The sequence below is a fragment of the uncultured Streptococcus sp. genome (genome assembly GCF_963521255.1).
GTDB lineage: Bacteria > Bacillota > Bacilli > Lactobacillales > Streptococcaceae > Streptococcus.
This window is the reverse complement of sequence record NZ_CAUQTU010000015.1, coordinates 1-21724: the sequence shown is the minus strand read 5'-3', so window position 1 is coordinate 21724 and position 21724 is coordinate 1. Positions and strand designations below refer to the sequence as shown.

General features: G+C 41.4%; 30 protein-coding genes. All 30 read left to right on the top strand.

Going from position 1 to position 21724, the window contains the following annotated elements:
• The first annotated feature begins 7 nt into the window (after nucleotides 1–7).
• Nucleotides 8–499 (top strand): DNA-binding protein, encoded by a 492-nt coding sequence (locus tag RWP09_RS09155; RefSeq protein WP_314436906.1) that lies wholly within the window; start codon nucleotides 8–10, stop codon nucleotides 497–499.
• The gene (locus RWP09_RS09150; RefSeq protein WP_314436904.1) at nucleotides 496–897 is read left to right on the top strand and encodes a YopX family protein; all 402 of its coding nucleotides are present in this window, start codon (nucleotides 496–498) and stop codon (nucleotides 895–897) included. The genes RWP09_RS09155 and RWP09_RS09150 overlap by 4 nt, the downstream gene beginning before the upstream one ends.
• Nucleotides 894–1127: a DUF3310 domain-containing protein gene (locus tag RWP09_RS09145; protein ID WP_314436902.1), complete on the top strand. Its 234-nt coding sequence runs from the start codon at nucleotides 894–896 to the stop codon at nucleotides 1125–1127. Before RWP09_RS09150 ends, RWP09_RS09145 begins: the two co-directional genes overlap by 4 nt.
• Entirely contained in the window at nucleotides 1120–1296 is a 177-nt protein-coding gene (locus RWP09_RS09140) for a hypothetical protein (RefSeq protein WP_314436900.1), read from the top strand. Before RWP09_RS09145 ends, RWP09_RS09140 begins: the two co-directional genes overlap by 8 nt.
• Nucleotides 1289–1672 (top strand): helix-turn-helix transcriptional regulator, encoded by a 384-nt coding sequence (locus tag RWP09_RS09135; RefSeq protein WP_314436896.1) that lies wholly within the window; start codon nucleotides 1289–1291, stop codon nucleotides 1670–1672. The genes RWP09_RS09140 and RWP09_RS09135 overlap by 8 nt, the downstream gene beginning before the upstream one ends.
• A 73-nt stretch (nucleotides 1673–1745) precedes the next feature.
• Complete coding sequence (locus tag RWP09_RS09130; RefSeq protein WP_261120487.1) at nucleotides 1746–2174, top strand: ArpU family phage packaging/lysis transcriptional regulator; 429 nt, start codon at nucleotides 1746–1748, stop codon at nucleotides 2172–2174.
• A 287-nt stretch (nucleotides 2175–2461) separates the two neighbouring features.
• Nucleotides 2462–3028 (top strand): site-specific integrase, encoded by a 567-nt coding sequence (locus RWP09_RS09125; RefSeq protein ID WP_314436889.1) that lies wholly within the window; start codon nucleotides 2462–2464, stop codon nucleotides 3026–3028.
• Between the two features lie 233 nt (nucleotides 3029–3261).
• On the top strand, nucleotides 3262–3606 hold the full coding sequence (locus RWP09_RS09120; protein ID WP_050228905.1) for an HNH endonuclease: 345 nt from the start codon (nucleotides 3262–3264) through the stop codon (nucleotides 3604–3606).
• Between the two features lie 191 nt (nucleotides 3607–3797).
• On the top strand, nucleotides 3798–5261 hold the full coding sequence (locus RWP09_RS09115; protein WP_314436882.1) for a hypothetical protein: 1464 nt from the start codon (nucleotides 3798–3800) through the stop codon (nucleotides 5259–5261).
• Nucleotides 5254–6489 (top strand): hypothetical protein, encoded by a 1236-nt coding sequence (locus RWP09_RS09110; RefSeq protein ID WP_314436879.1) that lies wholly within the window; start codon nucleotides 5254–5256, stop codon nucleotides 6487–6489. Before RWP09_RS09115 ends, RWP09_RS09110 begins: the two co-directional genes overlap by 8 nt.
• Nucleotides 6489–6728, top strand: a complete 240-nt coding sequence (locus tag RWP09_RS09105) for a hypothetical protein (RefSeq protein WP_314436876.1) — start codon at nucleotides 6489–6491, stop codon at nucleotides 6726–6728. The genes RWP09_RS09110 and RWP09_RS09105 overlap by 1 nt, the downstream gene beginning before the upstream one ends.
• Nucleotides 6729–6777: 49 nt before the next feature.
• Nucleotides 6778–7008, top strand: a complete 231-nt coding sequence (locus RWP09_RS09100; protein ID WP_125443107.1) for a hypothetical protein — start codon at nucleotides 6778–6780, stop codon at nucleotides 7006–7008.
• A 50-nt stretch (nucleotides 7009–7058) separates the two neighbouring features.
• Nucleotides 7059–8471: a terminase gene (locus RWP09_RS09095; protein ID WP_314436870.1), complete on the top strand. Its 1413-nt coding sequence runs from the start codon at nucleotides 7059–7061 to the stop codon at nucleotides 8469–8471.
• 82 nt (nucleotides 8472–8553) lie between these two features.
• A complete protein-coding gene (locus RWP09_RS09090; protein WP_314436867.1) occupies nucleotides 8554–9018 on the top strand; it encodes a DUF4355 domain-containing protein in 465 nt (154 codons plus the stop codon).
• A gap of 5 nt (nucleotides 9019–9023) precedes the next feature.
• Nucleotides 9024–9920 carry a phage major capsid protein gene (locus RWP09_RS09085; RefSeq protein ID WP_314436864.1) on the top strand — a complete coding sequence of 299 codons (897 nt, stop codon included), beginning with the start codon at nucleotides 9024–9026 and terminating at the stop codon, nucleotides 9918–9920.
• Nucleotides 9921–9925: 5 nt separating this feature from the next.
• The gene (locus tag RWP09_RS09080; RefSeq protein ID WP_314436861.1) at nucleotides 9926–10138 is read left to right on the top strand and encodes a HeH/LEM domain-containing protein; all 213 of its coding nucleotides are present in this window, start codon (nucleotides 9926–9928) and stop codon (nucleotides 10136–10138) included.
• Between the two features lie 3 nt (nucleotides 10139–10141).
• Nucleotides 10142–10582 carry a phage Gp19/Gp15/Gp42 family protein gene (locus RWP09_RS09075; protein ID WP_314436857.1) on the top strand — a complete coding sequence of 147 codons (441 nt, stop codon included), beginning with the start codon at nucleotides 10142–10144 and terminating at the stop codon, nucleotides 10580–10582.
• Nucleotides 10527–10865 carry a hypothetical protein gene (locus RWP09_RS09070; RefSeq protein ID WP_314436855.1) on the top strand — a complete coding sequence of 113 codons (339 nt, stop codon included), beginning with the start codon at nucleotides 10527–10529 and terminating at the stop codon, nucleotides 10863–10865. Before RWP09_RS09075 ends, RWP09_RS09070 begins: the two co-directional genes overlap by 56 nt.
• Nucleotides 10858–11094 (top strand): hypothetical protein, encoded by a 237-nt coding sequence (locus RWP09_RS09065; protein ID WP_314436851.1) that lies wholly within the window; start codon nucleotides 10858–10860, stop codon nucleotides 11092–11094. The genes RWP09_RS09070 and RWP09_RS09065 overlap by 8 nt, the downstream gene beginning before the upstream one ends.
• On the top strand, nucleotides 11091–11426 hold the full coding sequence (locus tag RWP09_RS09060) for a hypothetical protein (protein WP_314436848.1): 336 nt from the start codon (nucleotides 11091–11093) through the stop codon (nucleotides 11424–11426). The genes RWP09_RS09065 and RWP09_RS09060 overlap by 4 nt, the downstream gene beginning before the upstream one ends.
• 81 nt (nucleotides 11427–11507) lie before the next feature.
• Complete coding sequence (locus RWP09_RS09055; RefSeq protein WP_025170910.1) at nucleotides 11508–12065, top strand: hypothetical protein; 558 nt, start codon at nucleotides 11508–11510, stop codon at nucleotides 12063–12065.
• Between the two features lie 5 nt (nucleotides 12066–12070).
• On the top strand, nucleotides 12071–12346 hold the full coding sequence (locus RWP09_RS09050) for a hypothetical protein (protein ID WP_314436846.1): 276 nt from the start codon (nucleotides 12071–12073) through the stop codon (nucleotides 12344–12346).
• Nucleotides 12347–12357: 11 nt separating this feature from the next.
• A complete protein-coding gene (locus tag RWP09_RS09045; protein WP_314436844.1) occupies nucleotides 12358–12744 on the top strand; it encodes a DUF5361 domain-containing protein in 387 nt (128 codons plus the stop codon).
• Nucleotides 12745–15615 (top strand): PblA, encoded by a 2871-nt coding sequence (locus RWP09_RS09040; RefSeq protein ID WP_314436841.1) that lies wholly within the window; start codon nucleotides 12745–12747, stop codon nucleotides 15613–15615.
• The gene (locus RWP09_RS09035) at nucleotides 15615–16313 is read left to right on the top strand and encodes a phage tail protein (protein WP_314436838.1); all 699 of its coding nucleotides are present in this window, start codon (nucleotides 15615–15617) and stop codon (nucleotides 16311–16313) included. The genes RWP09_RS09040 and RWP09_RS09035 overlap by 1 nt, the downstream gene beginning before the upstream one ends.
• Nucleotides 16310–19900, top strand: a complete 3591-nt coding sequence (locus RWP09_RS09030) for a phage tail spike protein (protein WP_314436835.1) — start codon at nucleotides 16310–16312, stop codon at nucleotides 19898–19900. Before RWP09_RS09035 ends, RWP09_RS09030 begins: the two co-directional genes overlap by 4 nt.
• Entirely contained in the window at nucleotides 19897–20109 is a 213-nt protein-coding gene (locus tag RWP09_RS09025) for a hypothetical protein (RefSeq protein WP_314436831.1), read from the top strand. The genes RWP09_RS09030 and RWP09_RS09025 overlap by 4 nt, the downstream gene beginning before the upstream one ends.
• Nucleotides 20109–20834, top strand: a complete 726-nt coding sequence (locus tag RWP09_RS09020) for a hypothetical protein (protein WP_314436830.1) — start codon at nucleotides 20109–20111, stop codon at nucleotides 20832–20834. The genes RWP09_RS09025 and RWP09_RS09020 overlap by 1 nt, the downstream gene beginning before the upstream one ends.
• Nucleotides 20835–20933: 99 nt before the next feature.
• Nucleotides 20934–21308 (top strand): hypothetical protein, encoded by a 375-nt coding sequence (locus RWP09_RS09015; RefSeq protein ID WP_314436828.1) that lies wholly within the window; start codon nucleotides 20934–20936, stop codon nucleotides 21306–21308.
• A partial coding sequence (locus RWP09_RS09010; RefSeq protein WP_314436826.1) for a hypothetical protein occupies nucleotides 21298–21724 on the top strand: 427 nt, incomplete at its 3' end. The genes RWP09_RS09015 and RWP09_RS09010, both read left to right, overlap by 11 nt.

Below are 21724 nucleotides of genomic sequence, written 5' to 3'. Positions count from 1 at the left end.
AGTTACCATGAACACAATAGACAAAGTCAAACAATGGTTTATAGACCGTGACCTTGAAAACGGTGGACGGCTAGACAAGCAGTCTTTGAAACTTAGCGAAGAGTTCGGTGAGTTATGCGCAGGCTATCTCAAGAAGAATGAGCAACTAACTAAAGATAGCATTGGAGACTGTGCAGTCGTGATTGTCGGTCTGGCCTTGCTGAGCAAAGTGGATGTGGATAGTATTTTTGAAGAGTCGAAGAATGTTATAAAGAACGATATTATGACATCATTCGCGTACGCAAATACATGTATTAGCAACATTCAAACAGAACAACATCTGAAACTTATGACCTTACGTATAAAATCATTGACTCTATTGATTGGTCATCTAAAATCAATCAGTAAATCGCTTGGTTATAGCTTTGAGGAATGTTTTGAACTGGCATACCAAGAAATCAAAGACCGAAAAGGTCGTTGGATTGATGGCTCGTTTGTGAAAGAGGAGGATTTGGGATGATAGCAAGATATAGAGCGTGGCACAAGACATGGGAAGAACTAGAAAAAGTTAAACGGATACGATTTGATGATGAAGGGGATGTCACAACTGTATTATTTGAGGGTAAGATTTTAGGAGTTGATACACATGCCGACAAAATCGTACTCATGCAATCAACAGGATTGGTTGATAAGAACGGCAAGGAAATCTTTGAGGGGGATATTTTAGCATTCGAAACTAATGATGAAGTAATAAATGTGAATGTATTTTGGGATGAAGAGCATGCTTTATTTATGTTCGAGTCGAAAAAATATAACGAACAGGAACCTTTAGTTGAATTGGTTGAGAATAACACATATCCGTTTGAAATCATCGGCAACATCTTTGAAAAACCAGAACTTTTGGAGGCTATCAAATGAAACCAGAAATAATTGACAACGTAAACAAACCAAGCTACTACCAAGGAAGATTTGGCATGGAATCTATCGATGCTTTAAGGAATTTCATGACACCAGAACAGCTGAAAGGCTTTTATCTTGGAAATGCCTTGAAGTATCAACTGCGATTCCAGAAGAAAAACGGTCTTGAAGACCTGAAGAAGGCCAGAAAGAATCTCGACTGGCTTATTGAGGAGATGGAACATGAGTGAATACGCATTGTACGAAGGCGACACATTCATTACCATGGGCACTCTTGCTGAAATCAGCAAACAAACAGGAATCGCTGAAAGGATGTTGAAGTATTATACTTTTGCATCCACGCAAAGAAGAAATCCAAATGGTAGAGCTGTCGTAAAGATTGAGGTGGATGATGAATAGAGAAGATAAGACTTTTCCAGAACAATTACGGATGTGGCGAAAATCAAGACGATTGACACAAACAGAAGCTGGGAAAGTGCTCGGTGTTTCAGTAAATACGATTGGCCATTGGGAAGGAGGCAGGGTACCGCCTGAACGTTTTAGAAAAAGAATAGCTGAAGAGTTAGGAGTTGAGGAATCGATTTTATTCGACGTAGTACCCAAAGAATTCAATACCCTTTTAAAAACGAAACGGCTAGAGCGTAAACTGACTCAAAAAGAGCTTGGTGAACGATTAGGATATTCTGAAGCGACGATTAGCATTTGGGAAAATGGTGGCAGAATTTCAGAGTTTGCTATCGAAGACATCTGCACATTTTTTGGAATCGAGATATAAAAAAGAGCCAGCACACGGCTGACCCTCAAACAACAAAATCATTAAGACTATTATATCATGAGGAGGAGTTAGTGTGCAAATAGAATTATTGGATATCATCGATGAAAAGAAGACAAGAAAGGAAGCTATCAAAGTCCTTAAAAAATACAGTCGTCTGAGACGGATTGCTGGAGAAGAATACGCTCCAAAAATAACAATATCCTACTCGCTTGAACCAAGATCATCAAGTGGTAAGACAAGTAAGCAGGTAGAAAGCATGGTCGTGCGTAGAGTATCAGCTCAGCAGGATTTAGAGTTAATTGCTAAAGCAATTAATAATCTTTCGGATTTGGAATACACACGTATTCTTGTTGAACGATACTGCAGGAATAAAAAGAGGGAAGACTATAGCATTTATTCAGAACTAGGCTACTCATCTAGTGAGTATTATCGGATATTGAACAAAGCTCTATTAGAGTTTGCGGAGTCCTATCAAGCAAGCAACCTTCTAGTTTACAAGTGATTTCTGGGAAAATCTTGGGAAAAATCTGGGAAAATCTTGGGAAGATTGGAACAGAAAAAGGTGCTAAAATAGTATTATCCAATGATTGGCAACGAACAGTCATGAGGACTCCTAAAAATATAGAGGTTTCGGCCTCTTAGACAGTAAGGACAGGTTAGCAGGTTGTTTGGGTCTCCTTGAAGCTTTTACCAAGCGTACGTTTTACTGCTAGACCAGCTGGTTCAATTCCAGCTACTGTCATATTTCATGCCACATCGTGTGGCTTTTTCTGTAGAAAGGAGAGGTGCATGAAGAAAGTAGAACCCATTCGTGATCTAGATGATATCGAACGAATCAAAGATTACTTGAAAAATAAAAGTGATAGAAACTACGTTCTTTTCATGTTTGGAATTTACTCTGGTTTAAGAGTGAGCGACATAGTACCTCTTCAAGTCAAGCAAGTAATTGCTGATAGGATTGAACTAAAAGAGAAGAAGACCGGTAAGATAAGGTATTTTCCAATCAGCCCACCTCTCAGAAAAGAAATCAATCGATACATTAAGGATAATCAGTTAGCAGAGTACGACTATCTCTTTCCAAGTAAAAAGAAAAAGAGAACAGATGGTGTTCGTATCACACACATTGGAAGAGTAGCAGTTTATCAAATATTACAAGATGCAGCTAAGTATGTAGGTTTGAATCATATAGGAACTCATTCGATGAGGAAGACATTTGGATACCATCATTACAGAAAAAATAGTAATGTAGCTATCCTACAAAAAATATTCAATCATTCCACACCAGACATCACACTAGGATATATTGGTTATAGTCAAGACGAACTTGACCAGAGTATACTATCATTTGATTACTAAATAGCCTATCTATTTTACATAATGAGAAAATGTAAATTAGTTTTTAGAAAAATATGGTAGAAGCCTTGGTACTCTTGATTTTGAAGTTGTTTAATTTTATTTAACAGAATATAAGATATGTTAAATACAAGAGGGGGTGGGTGCACTAAAAACACCCCTGCTTTGAAAGATACCGAGGGGGTACATTTGAGAATACCAAGCCCCTCCCCTAAAAGAAAGGCCCCCCTCCCTAGATGAATACTAACCCCCTCCGAGCGGACCGTAGTGGACCCCATAGAGTAGCCTTTGAGAAGAACAAGAAGATTATCTTAAAGACAAGAAACACTTGTGGGATATGTGGCCAGCCCGTAGACAAAGACCTGAGATATCCTCATCCATTAAGTCCAGTCATTGACCACATCGTTCCAGTAAATAAGAATGGACATCCATCTGATATCGCTAACTTGCAGTTGGCGCATTGGCAATGCAATAGACAGAAGTCTGACAAGCTATATGCTGATGAGAAGACAAACGGAACAAAGGTCATTGGTAATAGGAACTTGCCACAAAGTACAGATTGGTTTAAATATAAGAGTTAACATTAAAACCATCAGTAATCATTTAAAAAAATAAATAGACCGTGTTTTAAAAAAATAATTATACAGAGATTGAAAAAGGACGAGTGTTCCTGCCAAGGTGGGGGGGATGACCCCCTCCCCCTCGGTACTTCAGGGCTTCACACCGTCACTGTACATTTTTTCTCGTGGGAAATGAAAGGTAGTTGTATAAAATGACATTGAAAGGTATGGGTTATCTCAGGAAGAAGTTAGCCAATTATAAAATGGGTGTAGATACTAGATACAATCAGTATGCTATGCAACACAATGAGATAGATGTTGGTATTACGATACCACCTCAAATCAGGCAACAATATCGAGCAGTCTTAGGTTGGGCTGCTAAAGGTGTTGATAGCCTAGCAGACCGTTTGGTTTTTCGTGAGTTTGCTAACGACGAATTTGGAGCGAATGAAATCTTTGCTCAGAACAATCCAGATGTATTCTTTGATAGCGCGATCCTTTCAGCTCTGATTGGGTCGTGTTGTTTTGTTTACATTTCGCAAGGAGACGATGATGACGCTCCTCGATTACAGGTTATTGAGGCAAGTAATGCGACTGGTGTTCTAGATCCTATCACTGGTTTGCTGACAGAGGGCTATGCCGTTTTAAAACGGGATGGCAATGGTTATGCCGTGCTTGAGGCTTATTTTACTAGTGATGTGACTTGGTTCTATCCGAAAGATGGAAAACCGTTTGCAATCGGAAATCCAACTGGGGTTCCTTTGTTGGTACCAGTCATTCATAGACCTGATGCGGTTCGTCCGTTTGGTCGGTCACGAATTACTCGGGCTGGAATGTACTATCAGAGATATGCTAAACGAACGCTTGAACGGTCAGATGTGACTGCTGAGTTCTATTCATTCCCTCAGAAGTATGTATTGGGATTGAGCCAAGATGCTGAGGCAATTGACACATGGAAAGCGACTGTATCTAGCTTGCTAACCTTTACCAAAGATGACGAGGGGGACAAGCCGAATGTGGGACAATTCACTACGTCCAGCATGTCTCCTTTTACTGAGCAGTTACGGACTGCAGCTGCTGGATTTGCTGGGGAAATGGGATTGACCTTGGATGATCTTGGTTTTGTGTCTGACAATCCGTCATCTGTTGAAGCTATCAAGGCTAGTCATGAGAACTTGCGGTTAGCTGGTCGGAAGGCTCAGCGCTCTCTGGGCTCTGGTTTGCTGAATGTGGCTTATGTGGCTACTTGTTTACGTGATGAGTTTCCGTATTTGAGGAAACAGTTCAATAAAACGGTCGTGAAGTGGGAGCCTTTGTTTGAGGCGGACGCTAACATGCTGACTTTGATTGGTGATGGTGTTATCAAACTGAATCAAGCGGTGCCTGGTTATATGGATGCTGAAACCATCCGTGACCTGACTGGAATTAAAGGCGATATGAACGCTACTCCGAAAATTGAGGAAGTAGAACAAAAAGCTACTAACTCAGAGGATAAGCAACAAAATAGAATCATTTCAACATATGAGATTACTTCTCTACTAAGCAACTACCAAAAAGGGGTGCTTTCAAAGGAAAATGGGATACTCCTATTAACCTCAACTGGAATGAGCAAGCAAGAAGCGGAAGCTATGATTAGTAAGACTGAATTGATTGTGAAGGAGGCTACAGATGGTTGAGGATATCGTTCCGAGCCTGCTCAAGAAAATCAAGTCTGAGTTTGAAGGCGCTAGGCTAGACAGCGAGGTATTGAAAGACTTGCTGTCTAAACTGCATCATAGTAAGGCAAGTTATTTGGACGCTAATCAATATGCTGTTGAAATTGGGGAGATACTTTCTAAGGCTCTGGGAGCCTCTCTAACGAACGAAACGCTACCAGATGGTAAAATGTATTACAATATTGCTCAACGTGTGCTGACGGACGTTCTGGGGCGAAATTATGAGCTTGTGAGTGATTATACTGAGCAAGTTCAGAAGAATTTGAACTCTAAGGCTAAAATAGGGTTAGCTACTCAGATTCCTGAATTGAATCAAGACAGAATTGATGGTCTCGTTAATCGTTTAGCCAGTGAGGAAAGTTTTGATGATGTAAAATGGTTGCTTGATGATCCGATTGTAAATTTTTGTCAGAGCATTGTGGATGATAGCATTAGGAAAAATGTGGAATTTCATCATAAAGTGGGGTTGAGTCCGAAAATCGTTCGAAGAGTTGTCGGTCATCCATGCAAATGGTGCAAGAGTTTGGAGGGTTCATATAATTATCCAGAAGTTCCCAAGGATATATATAGACGGCATGGCAATTGTCGGTGTACTGTTGATTATCATCCTGGTAATGGGAAGAAACAGAATGTTCATACTAAGAAGTGGACTAATGAAAAGCAAAAATTAGTTAAGGAAAGAAGCCGTATTGGTATTGAGTCTGTTGACGAGCGTGAACAAAAGCGCTATAATAGGGTTATGAAGAGTAGTGGTGCTGTGTATGGTGCTTGGAACGACAGAAATGATCCGTATAATAAAGAGCGTGACCGCCATGCTCAAGAGTTTTATGAGAGTGTACGAAATCGAAATAAGCAACATGAAATAGTGAAGGTATCTAACAATAGCGGTCTTTCACAATCAGATGTTGAGAAGATTTATAATCATGTTTTTATTAATGAGTATGATTTAGAAGATGGTCGGAAACGTTTCGACCCTAGCTATGATATGGCTGAGAGTTGGCGACGACTTTCAGAAATCGGTGGCAAGAATATTCAACCTCACGACCTTGTGATGTTACGCCATGAGTTGATGGAACATGATTTGATGGCAAAGGGAATGAAGTACGATGAAGCCCACGAACTCACTAATAAAAGCTATAACTACCAAAAAGCATGGATTGCTTGGATGAAGGAGAAAGGAGACCTATAATGCTTAAACTTATTAAAATTTTCAATTCAAAGAGTAAGGGTTATTGGTATATTCCTGAAAACCGTGACCCAGGTATGATTGAGATTGATGAGAGTACTGGTGAAGTTACAGTTGTCATCGAGTCAAATTATGATAAAGAACTAGGTTATCCTTACTATGCGAACAAGGCTCGTGGAGCAGTGAAGCAGATGTGGGATAAAGGAGAATTACCAAGTGAGAAATCATTCGCTTGGGGTTAAGCACTTAGAAAATTCTAGGTGCTTTTCTTATGCTTAGAAAGGGGTAACAATGGAAAACACGATTGATTTTTCAGAGAAAAAGTCTAGTCTGGAGCGTGGTGCTTCCGTGAAAGAAATTTTGGAGGAAAATCTTGAGGCTAGTCATAACTATACTTCGGTATTGGTGGTTTCTTTGGATAAAGATGGTGAGATAAATCTTGGCTATAGCTGGGATAGTAGTTTGCAGGCATTGGGAATGCTAGATGTTGCTAAAAACTATATTTTAAACGTAATCAATTAAATCATCCCAGCGATAGGGTTATCATGCGGTACGATTGAAAGGAGCAGTGGATGGCTAGAAAGAAACTTGGCAATCAGAATCCTACTCAATCGGTAATTTTAAAGTACGTCAAGAAAAATTCAAAAGCAAAAGAAGCGATTGAGCTTTATGAAAGAACTGGGTTATCTTGTTACTCTTGGCAGATAAACCTATTGACCCCTATGATGGCCGTTGACAAAGATGGCCTATGGGTTCATCAGAAATTTGGCTACTCTATCCCACGGCGTAATGGTAAGACTGAAGTTGTTTATATTTTTGAAATCTGGGGTCTGCACGACGGGATGAACATTCTGCATACGGCCCATAGAATTTCAACCTCTCATTCTTCTTTTGAAAAGGTCAAGAGATACCTTGAAAAGATGGGATATGTGGATGGAGAGGATTTTAACTCTATCAGGGCTAAGGGACAAGAGAGAATTGAACTTTACTCAACAGGTGGTGTAATCCAATTTCGTACTAGGACATCAAATGGTGGTCTTGGTGAAGGATTTGACATGATGATTATCGATGAGGCTCAGGAATATACGACTGAGCAGGAGTCGGCCTTGAAATATACGGTAACGGATAGTAGCAATCCAATCACAATCATGTGTGGGACACCTCCTACACCTGTTTCAAATGGGACGGTATTCACAAATTACCGTAAGACTTGCCTTTTTGGGAAAGGAAAATACTCAGGTTGGGCGGAATGGTCGGTCTCTGAGGAAAAAGAAATCGATGATGTCGATGCCTGGTATAACTCCAATCCCTCAATGGGTTACCATTTGAATGAGCGGAAGATAGAAGCCGAGCTTGGTGATGATAAGCTAGACCATAATGTTCAGCGTTTGGGTTATTGGCCAGAATACAACCAGAAATCTGCTATTTCGGAAACGGAATGGAATGAGTTGTGTGTTGACTCTATGCCTGATTTATCAGGTAAGTTGTTTGTCGGAGTCAAATACGGTCAAGATGGCGCAAATGTGGCATTAAGTATTGCTGTTCGTACGGTAGATGAGCGGATTTTTGTTGAGACGATTGACTGTCAGTCAGTCCGTAATGGAAATGACTGGATCTTGGATTTTGTCAAGCGTGCTGATGTGGCTACTATCGTAGTCGATGGGGCAAGTGGTCAGAAAATCCTTGATGAAGAGTTGAAGAAAGAACGCATGAAGAGCGTGATATTGCCCACGGTTAAGGAAATCATCGTGGCTAACTCTATGTGGGAACAAGGGATTTATCAAAAGACCTTGTGTCATGCTGGTCAACCGTCTTTGAAGAAAATCACAACCAACTGTGAGAAGCGGAACATCGGGTCAAACGGTGGCTTTGGCTATCGCTCGCATTTTGCAGATATGGATATTTCTTTGATGGATAGCGCCTTGCTTGCGCATTGGGCTTGTTTGACAACTAAGCCTAAGAAAAAGCAAAAAATCAGTTATTAAGAGGAGCAGTTGAGAGACTGCTTTTTTTGATGCCTAAAAAATTACCGAACTGCCGGGAAAGCAGGAGAAAGGAGACATGAAGATGTCTGAATTTAAAACGATTGAAACACAAGAAGAGCTAGATAATATCGTGAAAGAGCGTATCAGACGTGAGCGTGAAAAATTCGGTGATTATGATGATCTTAAAAAACGTGTTTCAGAACTGGAATCTGAAAACAGTACTTTGAAGTCTACTGTTGAAGATGACAAGCAAATCAGAGCGGGATTAGACGCTCAAATCACTGAATTGCAGGGGCAAGTGAGCAATTATGAAACTGCTAGCTTGCGAACTCGTATCGCTTTACAAAATGGCTTGCCTTATGACTTGGCTGACCGTCTTCAAGGCGCTGACGAAGAGGCATTAAAGGCTGACGCTGAGCGTCTAGCTGGCTTTATGCGTCCAGCAATAACTCAAGCACCGCTAAGAGATACTGAGCCTGCTATGGGTGATGACAAAACTATGCAAATGAAGCAAATGCTTCGTGAATTACTACCAAAAGGAGAATAGAAATTATGACAGATAATGCAATGAAAGCTGGAACACTTTTCAAACCAGAACTAGTAACAGAATTGATTGACAAGGTACAGGGGAAATCTGTATTGGCTAAATTGTCAGCACAAACCCCAATCCCATTTAATGGGGTAGAGCAATTCATCTTCAACCTTGAAGGAAATGCGCAAATTGTTGGTGAAGGTGAGCAAAAACTCGGAAATAAAGCGAAGTTGACTTCAAAAGTTATCAAACCGCTTAAATTTGTTTACCAAGCTCGTATTACAGATGAATTTAAAAATGCGTCTGAAGAAAAACGAATGAACTTCTTGTCAGCATATATGGACGGATTCGCTAAGAAGATTGCGGAAGCCTTTGACCTTGCTGCTCTTCATGGTTTAGAGCCAAAATCCATGACAGATGCAACTTTCCGCGCAACAAACTCATTTGATGGTGTGATTAGTGGAAGTGTCGTGACGTATGATGAAACTAAAATCGATGAGAATTTGGAATCAGCAGTCCAGCAAGTTACAGCTAGAGGATGTGAAGTAAATGGCATTGCTTTGTCACCAGCTGCTGGGCAAGCATTGGCGAAAGTTAAGGTAAACGGTGTTGTTCAATATCCTGAGTTCCGCTTTGGTCAAAATCCTGATTCATTCTACGGAATGAAATCAGACATCAATAAGAACCTTACTGTAACTGGTGGTAGTGCCGAGACAGACCATGCTATCGTTGGGGACTTCCAAAACCGCTTCAAGTGGGGGTACTCTGAAAATATCCCAATGGAAATCATTGAATACGGTGATCCAGACGGCGCTGGTCGTGACCTTAAAGCCTACAATGAAATCTGTTTGCGTGCGGAAGCCTTTATCGGCTGGGGTATCCTTGATGAAGATGCCTTCGCGCGTGTGAAAGCGTAAGTTTTATGGCTTTATACCGTGATACGAAAACGGGCGTGATTATCTCCGCTGAGAGTGTTCTTGGCGGAGATTGGGTGCCTGTGGAAGATACGGCGCCAAGCGGAGGAGATATGACCGTAGCGGAATTAAAGTCTAGTTTGGATGAATTAGGCGTTGATTACGATAAGAGTTCAAAAAAATCCGATTTGGTAGCCTTGTACGAGGAAAACAAGGGTTAAGCTATGGGAAATTTTGCAAAGGTTGAAGACTTGGAATTGTTGTGGCGCTCGTTGAAATTTGATGAGCGTGCAAGGGCTGAGGCTTTGTTGAAAGTTGTATCTAATTCTTTGCGAGTGGAAGCTGAAAAAATCGGTAAAGACCTTGATGATATGGTAGCTGAGAGCGTGTCATTCGCTAGTGTTGCCAAGTCTGTGACGGTCGATATCGTGGCACGAACCTTAATGACCTCAACAGACCATGAACCGATGACTCAAGTTTCTGAAAGTGCCTTGGGTTATTCGTTTAGTGGTTCTTACCTTGTTCCTGGAGGCGGTCTCTTTATCAAAGACACCGAACTGAAAAGGCTTGGTTTGAAGAAAAAACAACGATATGGAGCGATTGAAATTTATGACCTACCTAAAAGGAATCCCTGTCATTTTAGTGGACAAGGTAGAAATTGGTAACGACGATTTCGGTCATCCAATCCATCGTGATGTTGAGATTGAGGTTCAAAATGTATTAGTTGCCCCAACTTCATCAGAGGACGTCATCAATCAAATGAACTTGACTGGAAAGAAGGCGGTCTATACACTTGGTATTCCCAAAGGAGATACTAACAAGTGGGAAAACCGTGAGGTCAAGTTTTTTGGTCGGAAATGGCGGACAATTGGCCTTCCTCAAGAGGGAATTGAGTCAATGATTCCATTATCTTGGAATAGAAAGGTTATGGTTGAAGTTTATGAGTAATATGAAGTTTCAATTGAACCCACTTGGAGTATCTGCTCTGTTACGTTCTCCTGAAATGCAAGATATTTTAGAAGAGAAAGGGCAAGGGATTGCTGAAAGAGCTGGCGAGGGGTTTGAATTGACCGTATCGCCAGGGCAGAAGCGTGCCAATGCGAAGATTAGTACAACTGACATCAAGAGCATGGCCAGAAATAAAAAACATAATATTTTACTGAAGGCTATGAGATGATCGAATTAGTTATAAAGAAATTTTTGGACGGACAGTTAGATATTCCGTCTTTTTTTGAACACAAACCGAATATGCCTGAGAGTTATGTCATTTTAGAAAAGACAGGAAGTGGTGGAAGTGACTACGTTCATTCTGCCACATTCGCTTTTCAAAGTTATGCACCATCACTTCAAAAGGCTGCTGAGCTGAATGAGAAAGTCAAGAAAGTAGTTGAGGATCTCATCACGGTCAACGAAGTCAGCGGTGTACATCACAATAGTGACTACAACTTTACAGACACTGAAACGAAGCAATATCGCTATCAAGCGGTATATGACATCAATTATTTTTAAAAAGGAGGTGTGGTTTTGGCGCCAGAATTAGAAGCACCAGAAGTAAGAACACCAAATGCAGAATCAACAGGAGGAAAGAATATGACGACTGCATCAGCATCAAATGTAACGGCTGCTAAGCCGAAAATCGGAGGGGCGGTTTCTACTGCTCCAGCTGGAACAAATCTTCCAACGAATGCCAAAACGGCCTTGGACGTAGCATTCAAAACACTAGGGTACATTTCAGAAGATGGATTGACCAATGAGAACTCGCCAGAAAGCGAAGAAGTCAAGGCCTGGGGCGGACAAACAGTCTTGTCTTCTCAAACTGAAAAAAAAGACACCTTCAAATACAAATTGATTGAAGGTCTGAACATTGAAGTCTTGAAAGAAGTTTATGGACCAGATAACGTTTCAGGAACCCTTGAAACAGGTATCACTGTAAAAGCCAATGGTAAAGAATTGCCAGAACATAGCTTGGTTATTGATACATTGTTGAAAAATGGCTATGTAAAACGCGTCGTCATCCCTCGTGGTAAGGTTAGCGAAATTGGCGAAATTAGCTATAAGGACGGCGAACCTATCGGCTATGAATTGACGATCACTGCATTACCAGACAACAGCGAGAACACTCACTACGAATATATTCAAGGAGCGTAAAGTAAATGGAAGAAATCTTAAAAGGAAAAACGGAATCAGGGTTTGAGTACAAAATCCCTAAAAAACGATTGAGAAACTTTTATCTCATGCGTGCAGCTTCCAAGATGGAAAAAGGGGATTTTGAAGCAGCTGAAAAAATGCTCAATCTTCTTTTCGGTAAAGAACAAGCCGAAAAATTCTTGAATCATTTGGAAGAAGGGGAAGATTTCCTTGATTCTGAAGTGTTATTCGCTGATATTAAGAGCATTTTCGAAGCTAATAAAGACCTAAAAAAATCTTAGTCCTTGCTCAGATGATTAGCACAGACGAGGATGCCCTTGTCTGTGATTTAGCGGAAACCTATCAGATATACGACTACAAACAGCTACCTTTAAATCAGGTGGCTGTTTTGGCGTATGGCTTGCGTGATGATTCGCGGATAAAGCAGATTATGTCTGACCAGATTGTACCTCTGGAAACAACTTTACTTGCAAGTATCGTAGACAGACTTTCTCTTTCTTTGTGGTTGCAGACAAAAGATGGACAAAAGGGTGTTAATCGTCCTGCATCCATCGCGGATCAATTAATTAAGAGAGATAAGAGTGAGAATGATGATAAAGACTATCTCGTCTTTGAATCTGGTGAGGACTTTGAAAATTATCGCAGGTTATTGCTTGCGAAAACGGGAGGTGATGAATAATTGGCAACAGAATTAGGAAAAGCCTACGTTCAGATCATTCCATCGGCTAAAGGTATTAGTGGAATGATTCAAAAAGAATTGGGTGGTGAAGTTGCCTCTGCAGGAACGAGTGCAGGTCAATCCCTCGGTTCTAAAATGATGGGCGCCCTTTCGGGTGTTATTGCTGCTGCTGGCATTGGTAAGGCAATTGGAGCATCCATAACTGAAGGGGCAGCACTTCAACAATCTCTTGGAGGTATCGAAACCTTATTTAAAGACTCAGCTGATAAGGTCAAAGGATTTGCAAACGAGGCCTACAAGACAACAGGTCTTTCAGCTAATGCCTATATGGAAAATGTTACAGGCTTCTCAGCAAGCTTGCTACAATCTCTTGGAGGAGATACAGATAAAGCAGCTGACATAGCTAATATGGCAATGATTGATATGTCAGATAATGCGAACAAGATGGGTACATCTATGGAAAGTATTCAGCTGGCTTATCAAGGTTTTGCTAAGCAAAACTATACCATGCTCGACAACTTAAAATTGGGTTATGGTGGTACGAAGCAAGAAATGCAGCGGCTTTTGGCTGACGCAGAAAAATTGACAGGTGTTAAGTATGACATAAATAACTTGTCAGATGTTTATAGCGCTATTCATGCTATCCAAGAGAATTTGGATATCACTGGTACGACAGCGAGAGAGGCAGCAACAACTTTCACAGGTTCCTTTGAATCGATGAAAGCAGCTGCTCAAAATGTGCTTGGGAAGATAGCTATTGGCGAAAACGTTACGCCAGCACTACAATCTTTACTAGAAACCACTAAAACTTTCCTTTTCGGCAACTTCTTACCAATGATAGGCAATATCTTGTCTGGTTTAGGAGTAGTCTTAACTGAAGGGCTCAGTTCACTAGCTTCTCAACTCTTTGGGGAAGCTTTTGGTAGTGCAGTCTATAACCAAATCGGACGTGTGACAGGGATTTTCCAAACCTTTTTTGATATGATCTTTGGGTCTATGGATAAAGAGGGGAACTTCGAGATATTAGATGCACTTGGATTTAGCGAGGATGCAGCGAATCAAATTATCAATATTGCGGACAACATCCGTGTAACCTTTGAGAATATTGGGTCAGTTATCGGTAATGTTGGTAGTATCGTAGCTGATTTTGTTGGAGGCTTTTTAGGCATACAAGATAGCGGTCAAAATGTTAATCTTTTAGGGACGACATTTGAATTTCTTTCTAATGTTCTAAAAGGTGCTTCTTCGATTTTGAAGGATATAACAGGATTGCTAAAAGAGCATCCAGGTATTGTATCTGCAGTTGCGTCTGCTGTTATTGGATTAACTACAGCATGGAAAACCTACAAAGCTGTTAGTTTAGCTACAAAAACTATCGAGAGCGCTAAAAACGCAATCTTTAATATCTCTTTTGCCTTATCTCAAGCTAGAGCGGTTGCCAGTGGAACCTTGACGGCTGCTTTAGCAGCTGAGAATGCGGCAGCAGTTGGAGCTAGTGGTTCTTTTAGTCTATTTAATGCAGTTATGTCTGCAAATCCTATCGTTCTTGTTGTTGGTGCTATTGCTGCACTTGTTGCTGCGTTAGCTTGGTTTTTCACTCAAACCGAAACAGGTAGACAAATTTGGCAAGGCTTCATGGATTGGTTGTCTAGTGCTTGGCAGTCTATCAGTTCAACATTGTCTGGTGTTTGGAATGGTATTGTTGAAACGGCTACAACCGTCTGGAATAATATGATGGCTGTTGTCGCTACAATTATCCAAGCGGTTGTTGATTTTGTTAAATCAGTTTGGGACGGTATTTCCCTATGGTGGACTGAAAATCAAGGTTTGATTCAACAAACTTTTGAAACAGTTTGGAATGCCATTCAGACAGTTATTCAGACGGTCATGCCGATTATTCAATCGGTCATTGAAACGGCCATGAATATCCTCGGACCTTTGATTGAAGGAACTTGGAATAATATCTGTACGGTTGTAACAACGGTTTGGGAGTTGATTAAAATCGCTATTCAAACCGCTATGGACGTTATCAGCGGAATTATAACCGCTGTGATGGCAATAATAAACAGTGATTGGTCTACAGCTTGGGAAGCGATCAAAGGAGTCGGCGAGGCAATCTGGAATGGATTGTCAGCTGCTGGGCAAGCAATATTTGATGGATTTGCTCAGATATTATCTAATATCTGGAACACAATCAAATCTGTCGCAAGCAGTGCTTGGGAGGGGTTGAAATCAACCGTCTTAGGTCTGATTGATGGACTTGTCCAAGGCGCTCAGCGAGCATGGGAAAGTATGAAGCAAGGTGTTAGTGATCTTGTAAGCAATGTTACGAGTATCTTTGATGGTATCCGAAACATTGACCTATGGTCAGCAGGTAAGGCTATCCTTGATGGATTCCTAGGCGGTTTGAAGTCTGCTTGGGGAGCAGTTACTGACTTTGTCGGTGGTATTGCTGGGTGGATTGCTGACCACAAAGGTCCGATTGAGTATGACCGCAAGCTCTTGATTCCTGCTGGTAATGCGATTATGCAAGGTTTGGATAGAGGGTTGCAGGACCGTTTCAAAGGTGTTAAGAAATCTGTCAGCGGAATGGCTGGTGAAATCTCAAACGCATTTTCAAACGATGATTTTGGTTTGAGTGGAACGCCTACCATTGCCAAAAATATTGAAGCAAGTTTGGCTATGCCAAGCGCTCAAATTGAGGCAAAAGACAGTCAAACCGTGTCTGAGATAGCGATTCTGAGAGCAAGTATGGAAAAGATCCTTACTGCTATCCTTGAAAAGCCGTCAGATACTTACCTGGATGCTGATAAAATTTCAATGAGCGTCTATCAACGTCAAGGTGCAATCTATGCCAGGGAGGGTATTTAATGGAATACATGATTATCAATGGTTTCAATACTTCAACCATTCCTAAATGTGTGGTGACAGATTTTGGCGAGGTAGAGGCTGCTAAACCTAAAGTCTCGGAAACAGCTACCCTATTTGGGGTTAACGGGAACTACCGTGTCTTGGACGGTGCTTATGAGAGTTACGAAAGGACTTTTGCATTTTACCTTCCAAGGACGGTAGACCCGTCTAAAATCGTTGAGAGATTCCAACCAAATGACAACACGCTAGAGTTTAGCTACCAGCTAGGCTCTTTATTTTATGCTGATTTTGTAAGTGCAAAATACAAACCTCAAGGAATGCACGGCTGGAAATTAGAAATCAAGCTGAGTATGCAGCCGTTCCGTTATCAGAAATCTGTTGAACCTCTGGTCTTTACCGCAAGCGGTAATGTCAACAATCCAGGCTCTGTCTATAGCGAGCCTGTGATTGAGATTGAGGGAGACGGAGATATTTCTTTGACTATCGGACGGACAACTATGCACTTGACCATTAGACGAAAAGTGACAATTGATTGTAGACATAAGAAACAAAATATCTATAATGCAGATGGTGCGGTGCAAAATACTTTACGTAAACGTGGAGGATTCTTTGAATTGGCAGTTGGTAATAACGGTCTGGTGTTTACTGGTGCTGTTCGTAAGGTCATAGTTCGGCCGAATTGGAGGTATACCTTATGATTTATCTTACTGAAGGCAATACGCCTTTAAATGAGGCCTACAATGACGAAATTGTCCAGGAACGGAACAATACCTATCAACTGACCTTTCGTTTTCCTACGTCGGATTCCAAGTGGGAATTGCTGAAAGAGGAAACCTTTTTGACAGCTGATGACCTGCATGGTGAGCAGGATTTTTATATTTTTGAGGTTGAAAAGCAACAAGGATATATCCAAGTCTATGCCAATCAGGTTATCAGCCTGTTAAATAACTACATCGTCAGCTCTATCGATGTGGATCGTGTCAGTGGTACAAGGGTATTGAGCGCATTGGCTGGTAGTATTACCAGAGCCAATCCTTTCTCTTTCTTTTCGGACATTGACGATAGGCATACGTTTAGCATCAAGGATAAGAATGCTATGGAGGTCTTGGCTAAAGACAAGCACTCTATCCTTGGTCAGTGGGGTGGAGATATGGTGCGAAACGGATACAACTTACGCTTGTTAAAAAATGGCGGTTCTGAAAATGAATCGCTTTTTATGTACAAGAAAAATCTATCTAGCTACCAGCATAAGACCTCAACGAAATCTTTGAAAACTCGGATAACCTTTAAAACAACCGTTAAAGGCGAGGGAGAAAAGGCGCCTGACGTTGATTATGTAGTGGTGATTGATAGTCCCTTGCTTGGGAAATACAGTCAAATCTATGAAGCAGTTGTTGAGGTTAATGACCAGAACGTCAAAGACCAATCTAGCTTGATTGAATACGGTAAGCAGTATTTTCGGACAAGCATGTGCGATATGTTGGAAGATAACCTCGAAATATCGGTTGTCGGCCAGAGCGATGTAGCGGTTCGGATGTTCGATGTGGTCAGTATCTACCACGAGTGGTACGGTCTTGATGTTCGTAAGAAAATCACCAAATATACCTATTCACCAATGGCGAAACGTCTAAAATCAATTGGTTTTGGGACATTCCAATCCAGTCTTGCGAATGCGATAGGTGGGATTGTAAATGATGCCGTTTTGAATGAAAGCCGAAATCTGCATCAGATTTTTGATGAACGTTTGAAAAAGGAAATCGCAAACGCTGACCGTGCTTTTGATGCTGAATTTGCCAAGCGTGAGAAAGCTATCACGGATGCCATCGAGCAGTACAAGGCTAAGGCCGAAGAAGTCAAGCAAGACATTTCAAACGAAATCGATAAACGATTCCAAAACTTCGATAATGCTTCAATCCAAGAAGCTAGACGAAAAGCTGAAGAGGCCCTGCGAAGTGCTGGTGCAAGCAGTTCACTAGCTCAGGAAGCCAAGACTATTGCTGACCAGGCATCTGCTAAGATGAATCAATTCAAGCAAGAGTCAAGCAAGGATCAACGTGACTTGTCAGAGAATGTAAATCGTTTCAAGTCTGAGTTACAACAAAGTCTAGCTGGTAAAGCGGACAATGCTACAGTCGAACAGACTGAAAGAGTATTAAGGCAAAAATTTGAAAGCCTATCAACTGATACGCTTGGGAAAATCAATGCAGCTAAGACCGAGTTTGAAAAGACTGCTCAGGGATTATCAACAAAAATAACCAATGTTGAGACCTATGTCAATAATGACGGTCAAAGACAAGATGATTTGAAGCGGTATGTTCGTGAAGAAAGTGCTAGTCAAGCGTCTGCAATCCGTGAGCGGATATCCCAAGACTATGTTGGGAAATCTGCTTATCAAGAAGATGTGAAAGGTCTTGAACGTCGATTTAGTGCGATTAGCACGCAGACTGATAATGACATCGCTACAAAAATCGCTCAGTACAAGCAGACAGTAGACGGTCAATTTGCAAGCATCATATCGCAAATGGCTGGCAAGGTTAACCAAACGGACTTCCAGAGTGTGCAAGAGACTAGCAAGCTGTACGAGCGTATTATCGGCAGAAATGAGAACGATATCGCTGATAAAGTCGCTCGTATGGCACTGACCAATCAGCTGTTTCAGGTTGAGGTTAGCAAGTACAGTCGACAAGGTGGACCAAATCTTATAAAAAACAGCGGAAATCCACAAGACAACAAAAACTGGGGTTATTGGGAACCTGGTCAAAATCCTGCTATATACACAGGAACGCATACTTTCTTCTACAACGAAAAGAGAAAGCTTTTCTTTTTTGAAAATAATACGAGAAAGGCTGTTCCTGTCTCAACCATTCGATTCCCTTTGAAACGAAACACAGATTATACGCTATCCTTGACAGCGTTCAATACCTGGAACATGAAAGGTGCGACTATCTTTTTCCTTGGCCGAAAATCTGGAGAAAATCAAGCATTTACAAGAGTTGTGCCGTTGGTTGAGAATGTTAAGTTTTCATCGGACGAAGCTGTCAGAAAGAATTACACTTTTAATTCAGGAGAATGCGATGAAGGATTTATCCGCATTGACAACAATGGGACAACTGATAGCAATGTCGCAATACTATTGTTCGGAGATGTAGATGTCTACGAAGGAACCACAATACGACCTTGGCAACCATCTCCAGAAGATACTAACGAAGCCGTTCGCTCGGTTCAAAGTCAGTTGGCTGGCTCGTGGGCAGTTCAAAACATCAATTCAGCTGGCGATATCATCTCTGGAATCAATCTTGGCGCTAACGGTCATAATCGACTTGACGGAAAATTGACCCATATCACAGGCGAAACCTTGATTGACAATGCGGTTATCAAGTCGGCGATGGTTGATAAGCTAAAGACGGCCAATTTTGAAGCTGGATCCGTCACAACTACGATATTAAACGCTGAAGCGGTCACGGCTGATAAAGTGAGATTTGACGATGCGTTTATTAGGAAAATGATTGCAAATGAAGCATTTATTGACCAACTTACTTCTAAACGTATCTTTGCGACAAAAATTGAATCAGTCATTACTAGCTCAACTGTTTTAGAGGGTTACAAAGGCTGGATTGGTGGCTTCCAACTCGGAACGCATGATTCAGGTTCTGGTCGTTGGCTAACTGGTCGCAATCACTTCTCGGTCGGAATGGGGGATGGCGAAGGTGGCAGTGGACGTACTGCACTATGGGTCAATTGGGGATATGATTGGAATAGTCCTGGATACTATGCATGGTTCGTTAAAAATAATGGCAGTATGTATTGTTATAATACCGCCGAATTTTGGAGAACACCAATTATTCACGGCGACCTGAAAGTTACAGGCAGAATCTTTTATGATGGTGGTACTTGGATTTATTCTGGTGAATATGAGAAGATTGGACGAAGCAGTAAAGATTATTTTTATCTGGAAAAAGCCAGTGGTGCCAGAGATTGGTTCCCAGCTTGGAACGATACTTCTGACCGCAGACTGAAATCAAACATTCAAGAGAGTAGTGTTTCAGGGGTTGATGTTATTAATCATTTGAAAACGTATAGTTACCGAAAAGAATTTAATAATGAGGTAGAGGATATCTCATGTGGTATTATGGCTCAAGATGTGCAGAAGTACGCTCCAGACGCTTTTCGTGAGGCTCCAGATGGGATTTACACATACAACACATTTGCACTAGTACCTTACTTAATCAAGGCTATTCAAGAGTTAAATCAAAAAATAGAAAAAATGGAGGAAACAATAGCATGAATAACAACATGGACGCAGTAGTAAATCAGTTAACACTTGATTCGCTGACTAAAAAACTAGCAGTCAGCGAGAAAGAATCAGCTCAGAATGAGGCTCTTTATTTGTATGCAGCAAGTGAATTGCACACAATGAAAGAGGTTCTAGAATATGACCCAGCTCTAAAAGAGCTATTTGAAGAAACACAAGCTAAAATGAAAGGAATTAACTAATGAATTACGAAGTAGCAATTAAACCATATTTAAAAGGTGCAGAAAATGTGACAGTTGTCGCAATCAAGATGGAAAACAACGGACGCTATTCTTACGAGCAAGTAGAATTGCACGGTGACCACACACAAGACAATGAAGCAACCTTGGTTCAAGCGGTACTGGACCATATCCGTACAGAACTTGACCCAACAAGCGCCATCGTGCAAGCACAGGCTAAGCTTCAAGAGGCAGAGCAGAAATTGGCTCAAACTGAAGCAAAACAGACTGCGACAGACCAAGAAGTTAAGCATAACAAAGCTGAAACTGACCGTTATGGGAAAATCATCCATGCGGTCGTTTTAAATGCCGTAGCAGGCAAGACAATCGCTTACGGAACAAACTACAAGGAATTGGTTGAGTTGATTCCACTTGCTGAAGTTGGTAAACGCTACATGGCACATGACTTGATTACCATTGAAGACCAAACTCATGTTGAGGTTGATGGCGAAGGCAAGCGTATCTTGGTTCAATTGAACAAGGAATTTACCTACAACGGTGAACTTGCAAGTGACTTCGCCCGTAACGGTCGTCTTGAAATGGACGGAACAGGCGCGGCATGGAAGTACGAACCTCAAGAACAAAATGCCCCTACAACTGTTGCACCAGCAGCTGCAGTTTCTACAACAGCTACCGTAACTCCTACAGCAACAGAACCTTCTGCTACAACAGTTGCACCTAACCAATAACAGGGGGTAACTATGGACGTCTTACAACAGATAGAACATTTCTTCATGAACGTGCTACCAGTTGCCACGCCGATCGTCGTGGCTTGGTTGGGCTATAAAATGCCGAAGAAGACCAAGGAACAGACAGACCAAATCATTTCAGAATTGAATGATGTCAAGAAACAAATCAAAGATGTCCAGATTACTGCTGACGAGAATAACGCCAAAATTGACGAAGTACAGGCAAAGCTAAAATTGCACGACGATGCACACCTTGTAACTATGAGGATGCGCCTTGATCGTGATATTCGCAGGGCAATCCGTCGTGGTTTTACTACCAAAGATGAGTTCTATGTAGTGGAGAATATGCACAATAGCTACAAAGCTTTGGGTGGTAATGGTTACATTGACCACCTGTACAACAATTTTGAGGCGTTGCAGATTAGAGATGACATCTTAGTTGAAGATGAGAAAGGGGCGCAGAATGGTCTGTAATCTCAATACGACCAATCTTGCTCAAGTGGATGGCGGTTACCTCATCAAACAAGGTGATGTGGCTTCTACCTTTGGATTTGTCCTTTTAGACGAAGATTATCGAGCCGTCCCCTCTCTGGAGGGGGAGGTGGCGGTCGTTAGTCTGACCATAGGCAAGTACCAATGGAAGAAGAGGGTAACTGTCACAAACTCAGGCGTGAATTTTAATCTGGACACTATCTTGCCAATTGGGAAATACCGCTTAGAGATTAGCGCTGGCGGATATATTTTCCCAAGTGACAAAGAAAGCCACATCAAGATAGTGGCTTCAGATAAAGAATTGGTCACAGAAGAAGTCCATGCTCTTAAGAAGCTGGATATCGCAGAAGAAGTAAAAAAACAGCTTGCAGAAAAAACTGTAGGTGGTGAAGGCACGG

Bases quoted from the DNA above. Each gene is read 5' to 3' on its own strand.
- RWP09_RS09155 (WP_314436906.1), top strand. From the start codon at position 8: ATGAACACAATAGACAAAGTCAAACAATGGTTTATAGACCGTGACCTT.
- RWP09_RS09150 (WP_314436904.1), top strand. From the start codon at position 496: ATGATAGCAAGATATAGAGCGTGGCACAAGACATGGGAAGAACTAGAA.
- RWP09_RS09145 (WP_314436902.1), top strand. From the start codon at position 894: ATGAAACCAGAAATAATTGACAACGTAAACAAACCAAGCTACTACCAA.
- RWP09_RS09140 (WP_314436900.1), top strand. From the start codon at position 1,120: ATGAGTGAATACGCATTGTACGAAGGCGACACATTCATTACCATGGGC.
- RWP09_RS09135 (WP_314436896.1), top strand. From the start codon at position 1,289: ATGAATAGAGAAGATAAGACTTTTCCAGAACAATTACGGATGTGGCGA.
- RWP09_RS09125 (WP_314436889.1), top strand. From the start codon at position 2,462: ATGAAGAAAGTAGAACCCATTCGTGATCTAGATGATATCGAACGAATC.
- RWP09_RS09120 (WP_050228905.1), top strand. From the start codon at position 3,262: ATGAATACTAACCCCCTCCGAGCGGACCGTAGTGGACCCCATAGAGTA.
- RWP09_RS09115 (WP_314436882.1), top strand. From the start codon at position 3,798: ATGACATTGAAAGGTATGGGTTATCTCAGGAAGAAGTTAGCCAATTAT.
- RWP09_RS09110 (WP_314436879.1), top strand. From the start codon at position 5,254: ATGGTTGAGGATATCGTTCCGAGCCTGCTCAAGAAAATCAAGTCTGAG.
- RWP09_RS09105 (WP_314436876.1), top strand. From the start codon at position 6,489: ATGCTTAAACTTATTAAAATTTTCAATTCAAAGAGTAAGGGTTATTGG.
- RWP09_RS09100 (WP_125443107.1), top strand. From the start codon at position 6,778: ATGGAAAACACGATTGATTTTTCAGAGAAAAAGTCTAGTCTGGAGCGT.
- RWP09_RS09095 (WP_314436870.1), top strand. From the start codon at position 7,059: ATGGCTAGAAAGAAACTTGGCAATCAGAATCCTACTCAATCGGTAATT.
- RWP09_RS09090 (WP_314436867.1), top strand. From the start codon at position 8,554: ATGTCTGAATTTAAAACGATTGAAACACAAGAAGAGCTAGATAATATC.
- RWP09_RS09085 (WP_314436864.1), top strand. From the start codon at position 9,024: ATGACAGATAATGCAATGAAAGCTGGAACACTTTTCAAACCAGAACTA.
- RWP09_RS09080 (WP_314436861.1), top strand. From the start codon at position 9,926: ATGGCTTTATACCGTGATACGAAAACGGGCGTGATTATCTCCGCTGAG.
- RWP09_RS09075 (WP_314436857.1), top strand. From the start codon at position 10,142: ATGGGAAATTTTGCAAAGGTTGAAGACTTGGAATTGTTGTGGCGCTCG.
- RWP09_RS09070 (WP_314436855.1), top strand. From the start codon at position 10,527: ATGACCTACCTAAAAGGAATCCCTGTCATTTTAGTGGACAAGGTAGAA.
- RWP09_RS09065 (WP_314436851.1), top strand. From the start codon at position 10,858: ATGAGTAATATGAAGTTTCAATTGAACCCACTTGGAGTATCTGCTCTG.
- RWP09_RS09060 (WP_314436848.1), top strand. From the start codon at position 11,091: ATGATCGAATTAGTTATAAAGAAATTTTTGGACGGACAGTTAGATATT.
- RWP09_RS09055 (WP_025170910.1), top strand. From the start codon at position 11,508: ATGACGACTGCATCAGCATCAAATGTAACGGCTGCTAAGCCGAAAATC.
- RWP09_RS09050 (WP_314436846.1), top strand. From the start codon at position 12,071: ATGGAAGAAATCTTAAAAGGAAAAACGGAATCAGGGTTTGAGTACAAA.
- RWP09_RS09045 (WP_314436844.1), top strand. From the start codon at position 12,358: ATGATTAGCACAGACGAGGATGCCCTTGTCTGTGATTTAGCGGAAACC.
- RWP09_RS09035 (WP_314436838.1), top strand. From the start codon at position 15,615: ATGGAATACATGATTATCAATGGTTTCAATACTTCAACCATTCCTAAA.
- RWP09_RS09030 (WP_314436835.1), top strand. From the start codon at position 16,310: ATGATTTATCTTACTGAAGGCAATACGCCTTTAAATGAGGCCTACAAT.
- RWP09_RS09025 (WP_314436831.1), top strand. From the start codon at position 19,897: ATGAATAACAACATGGACGCAGTAGTAAATCAGTTAACACTTGATTCG.
- RWP09_RS09020 (WP_314436830.1), top strand. From the start codon at position 20,109: ATGAATTACGAAGTAGCAATTAAACCATATTTAAAAGGTGCAGAAAAT.
- RWP09_RS09015 (WP_314436828.1), top strand. From the start codon at position 20,934: ATGCCGAAGAAGACCAAGGAACAGACAGACCAAATCATTTCAGAATTG.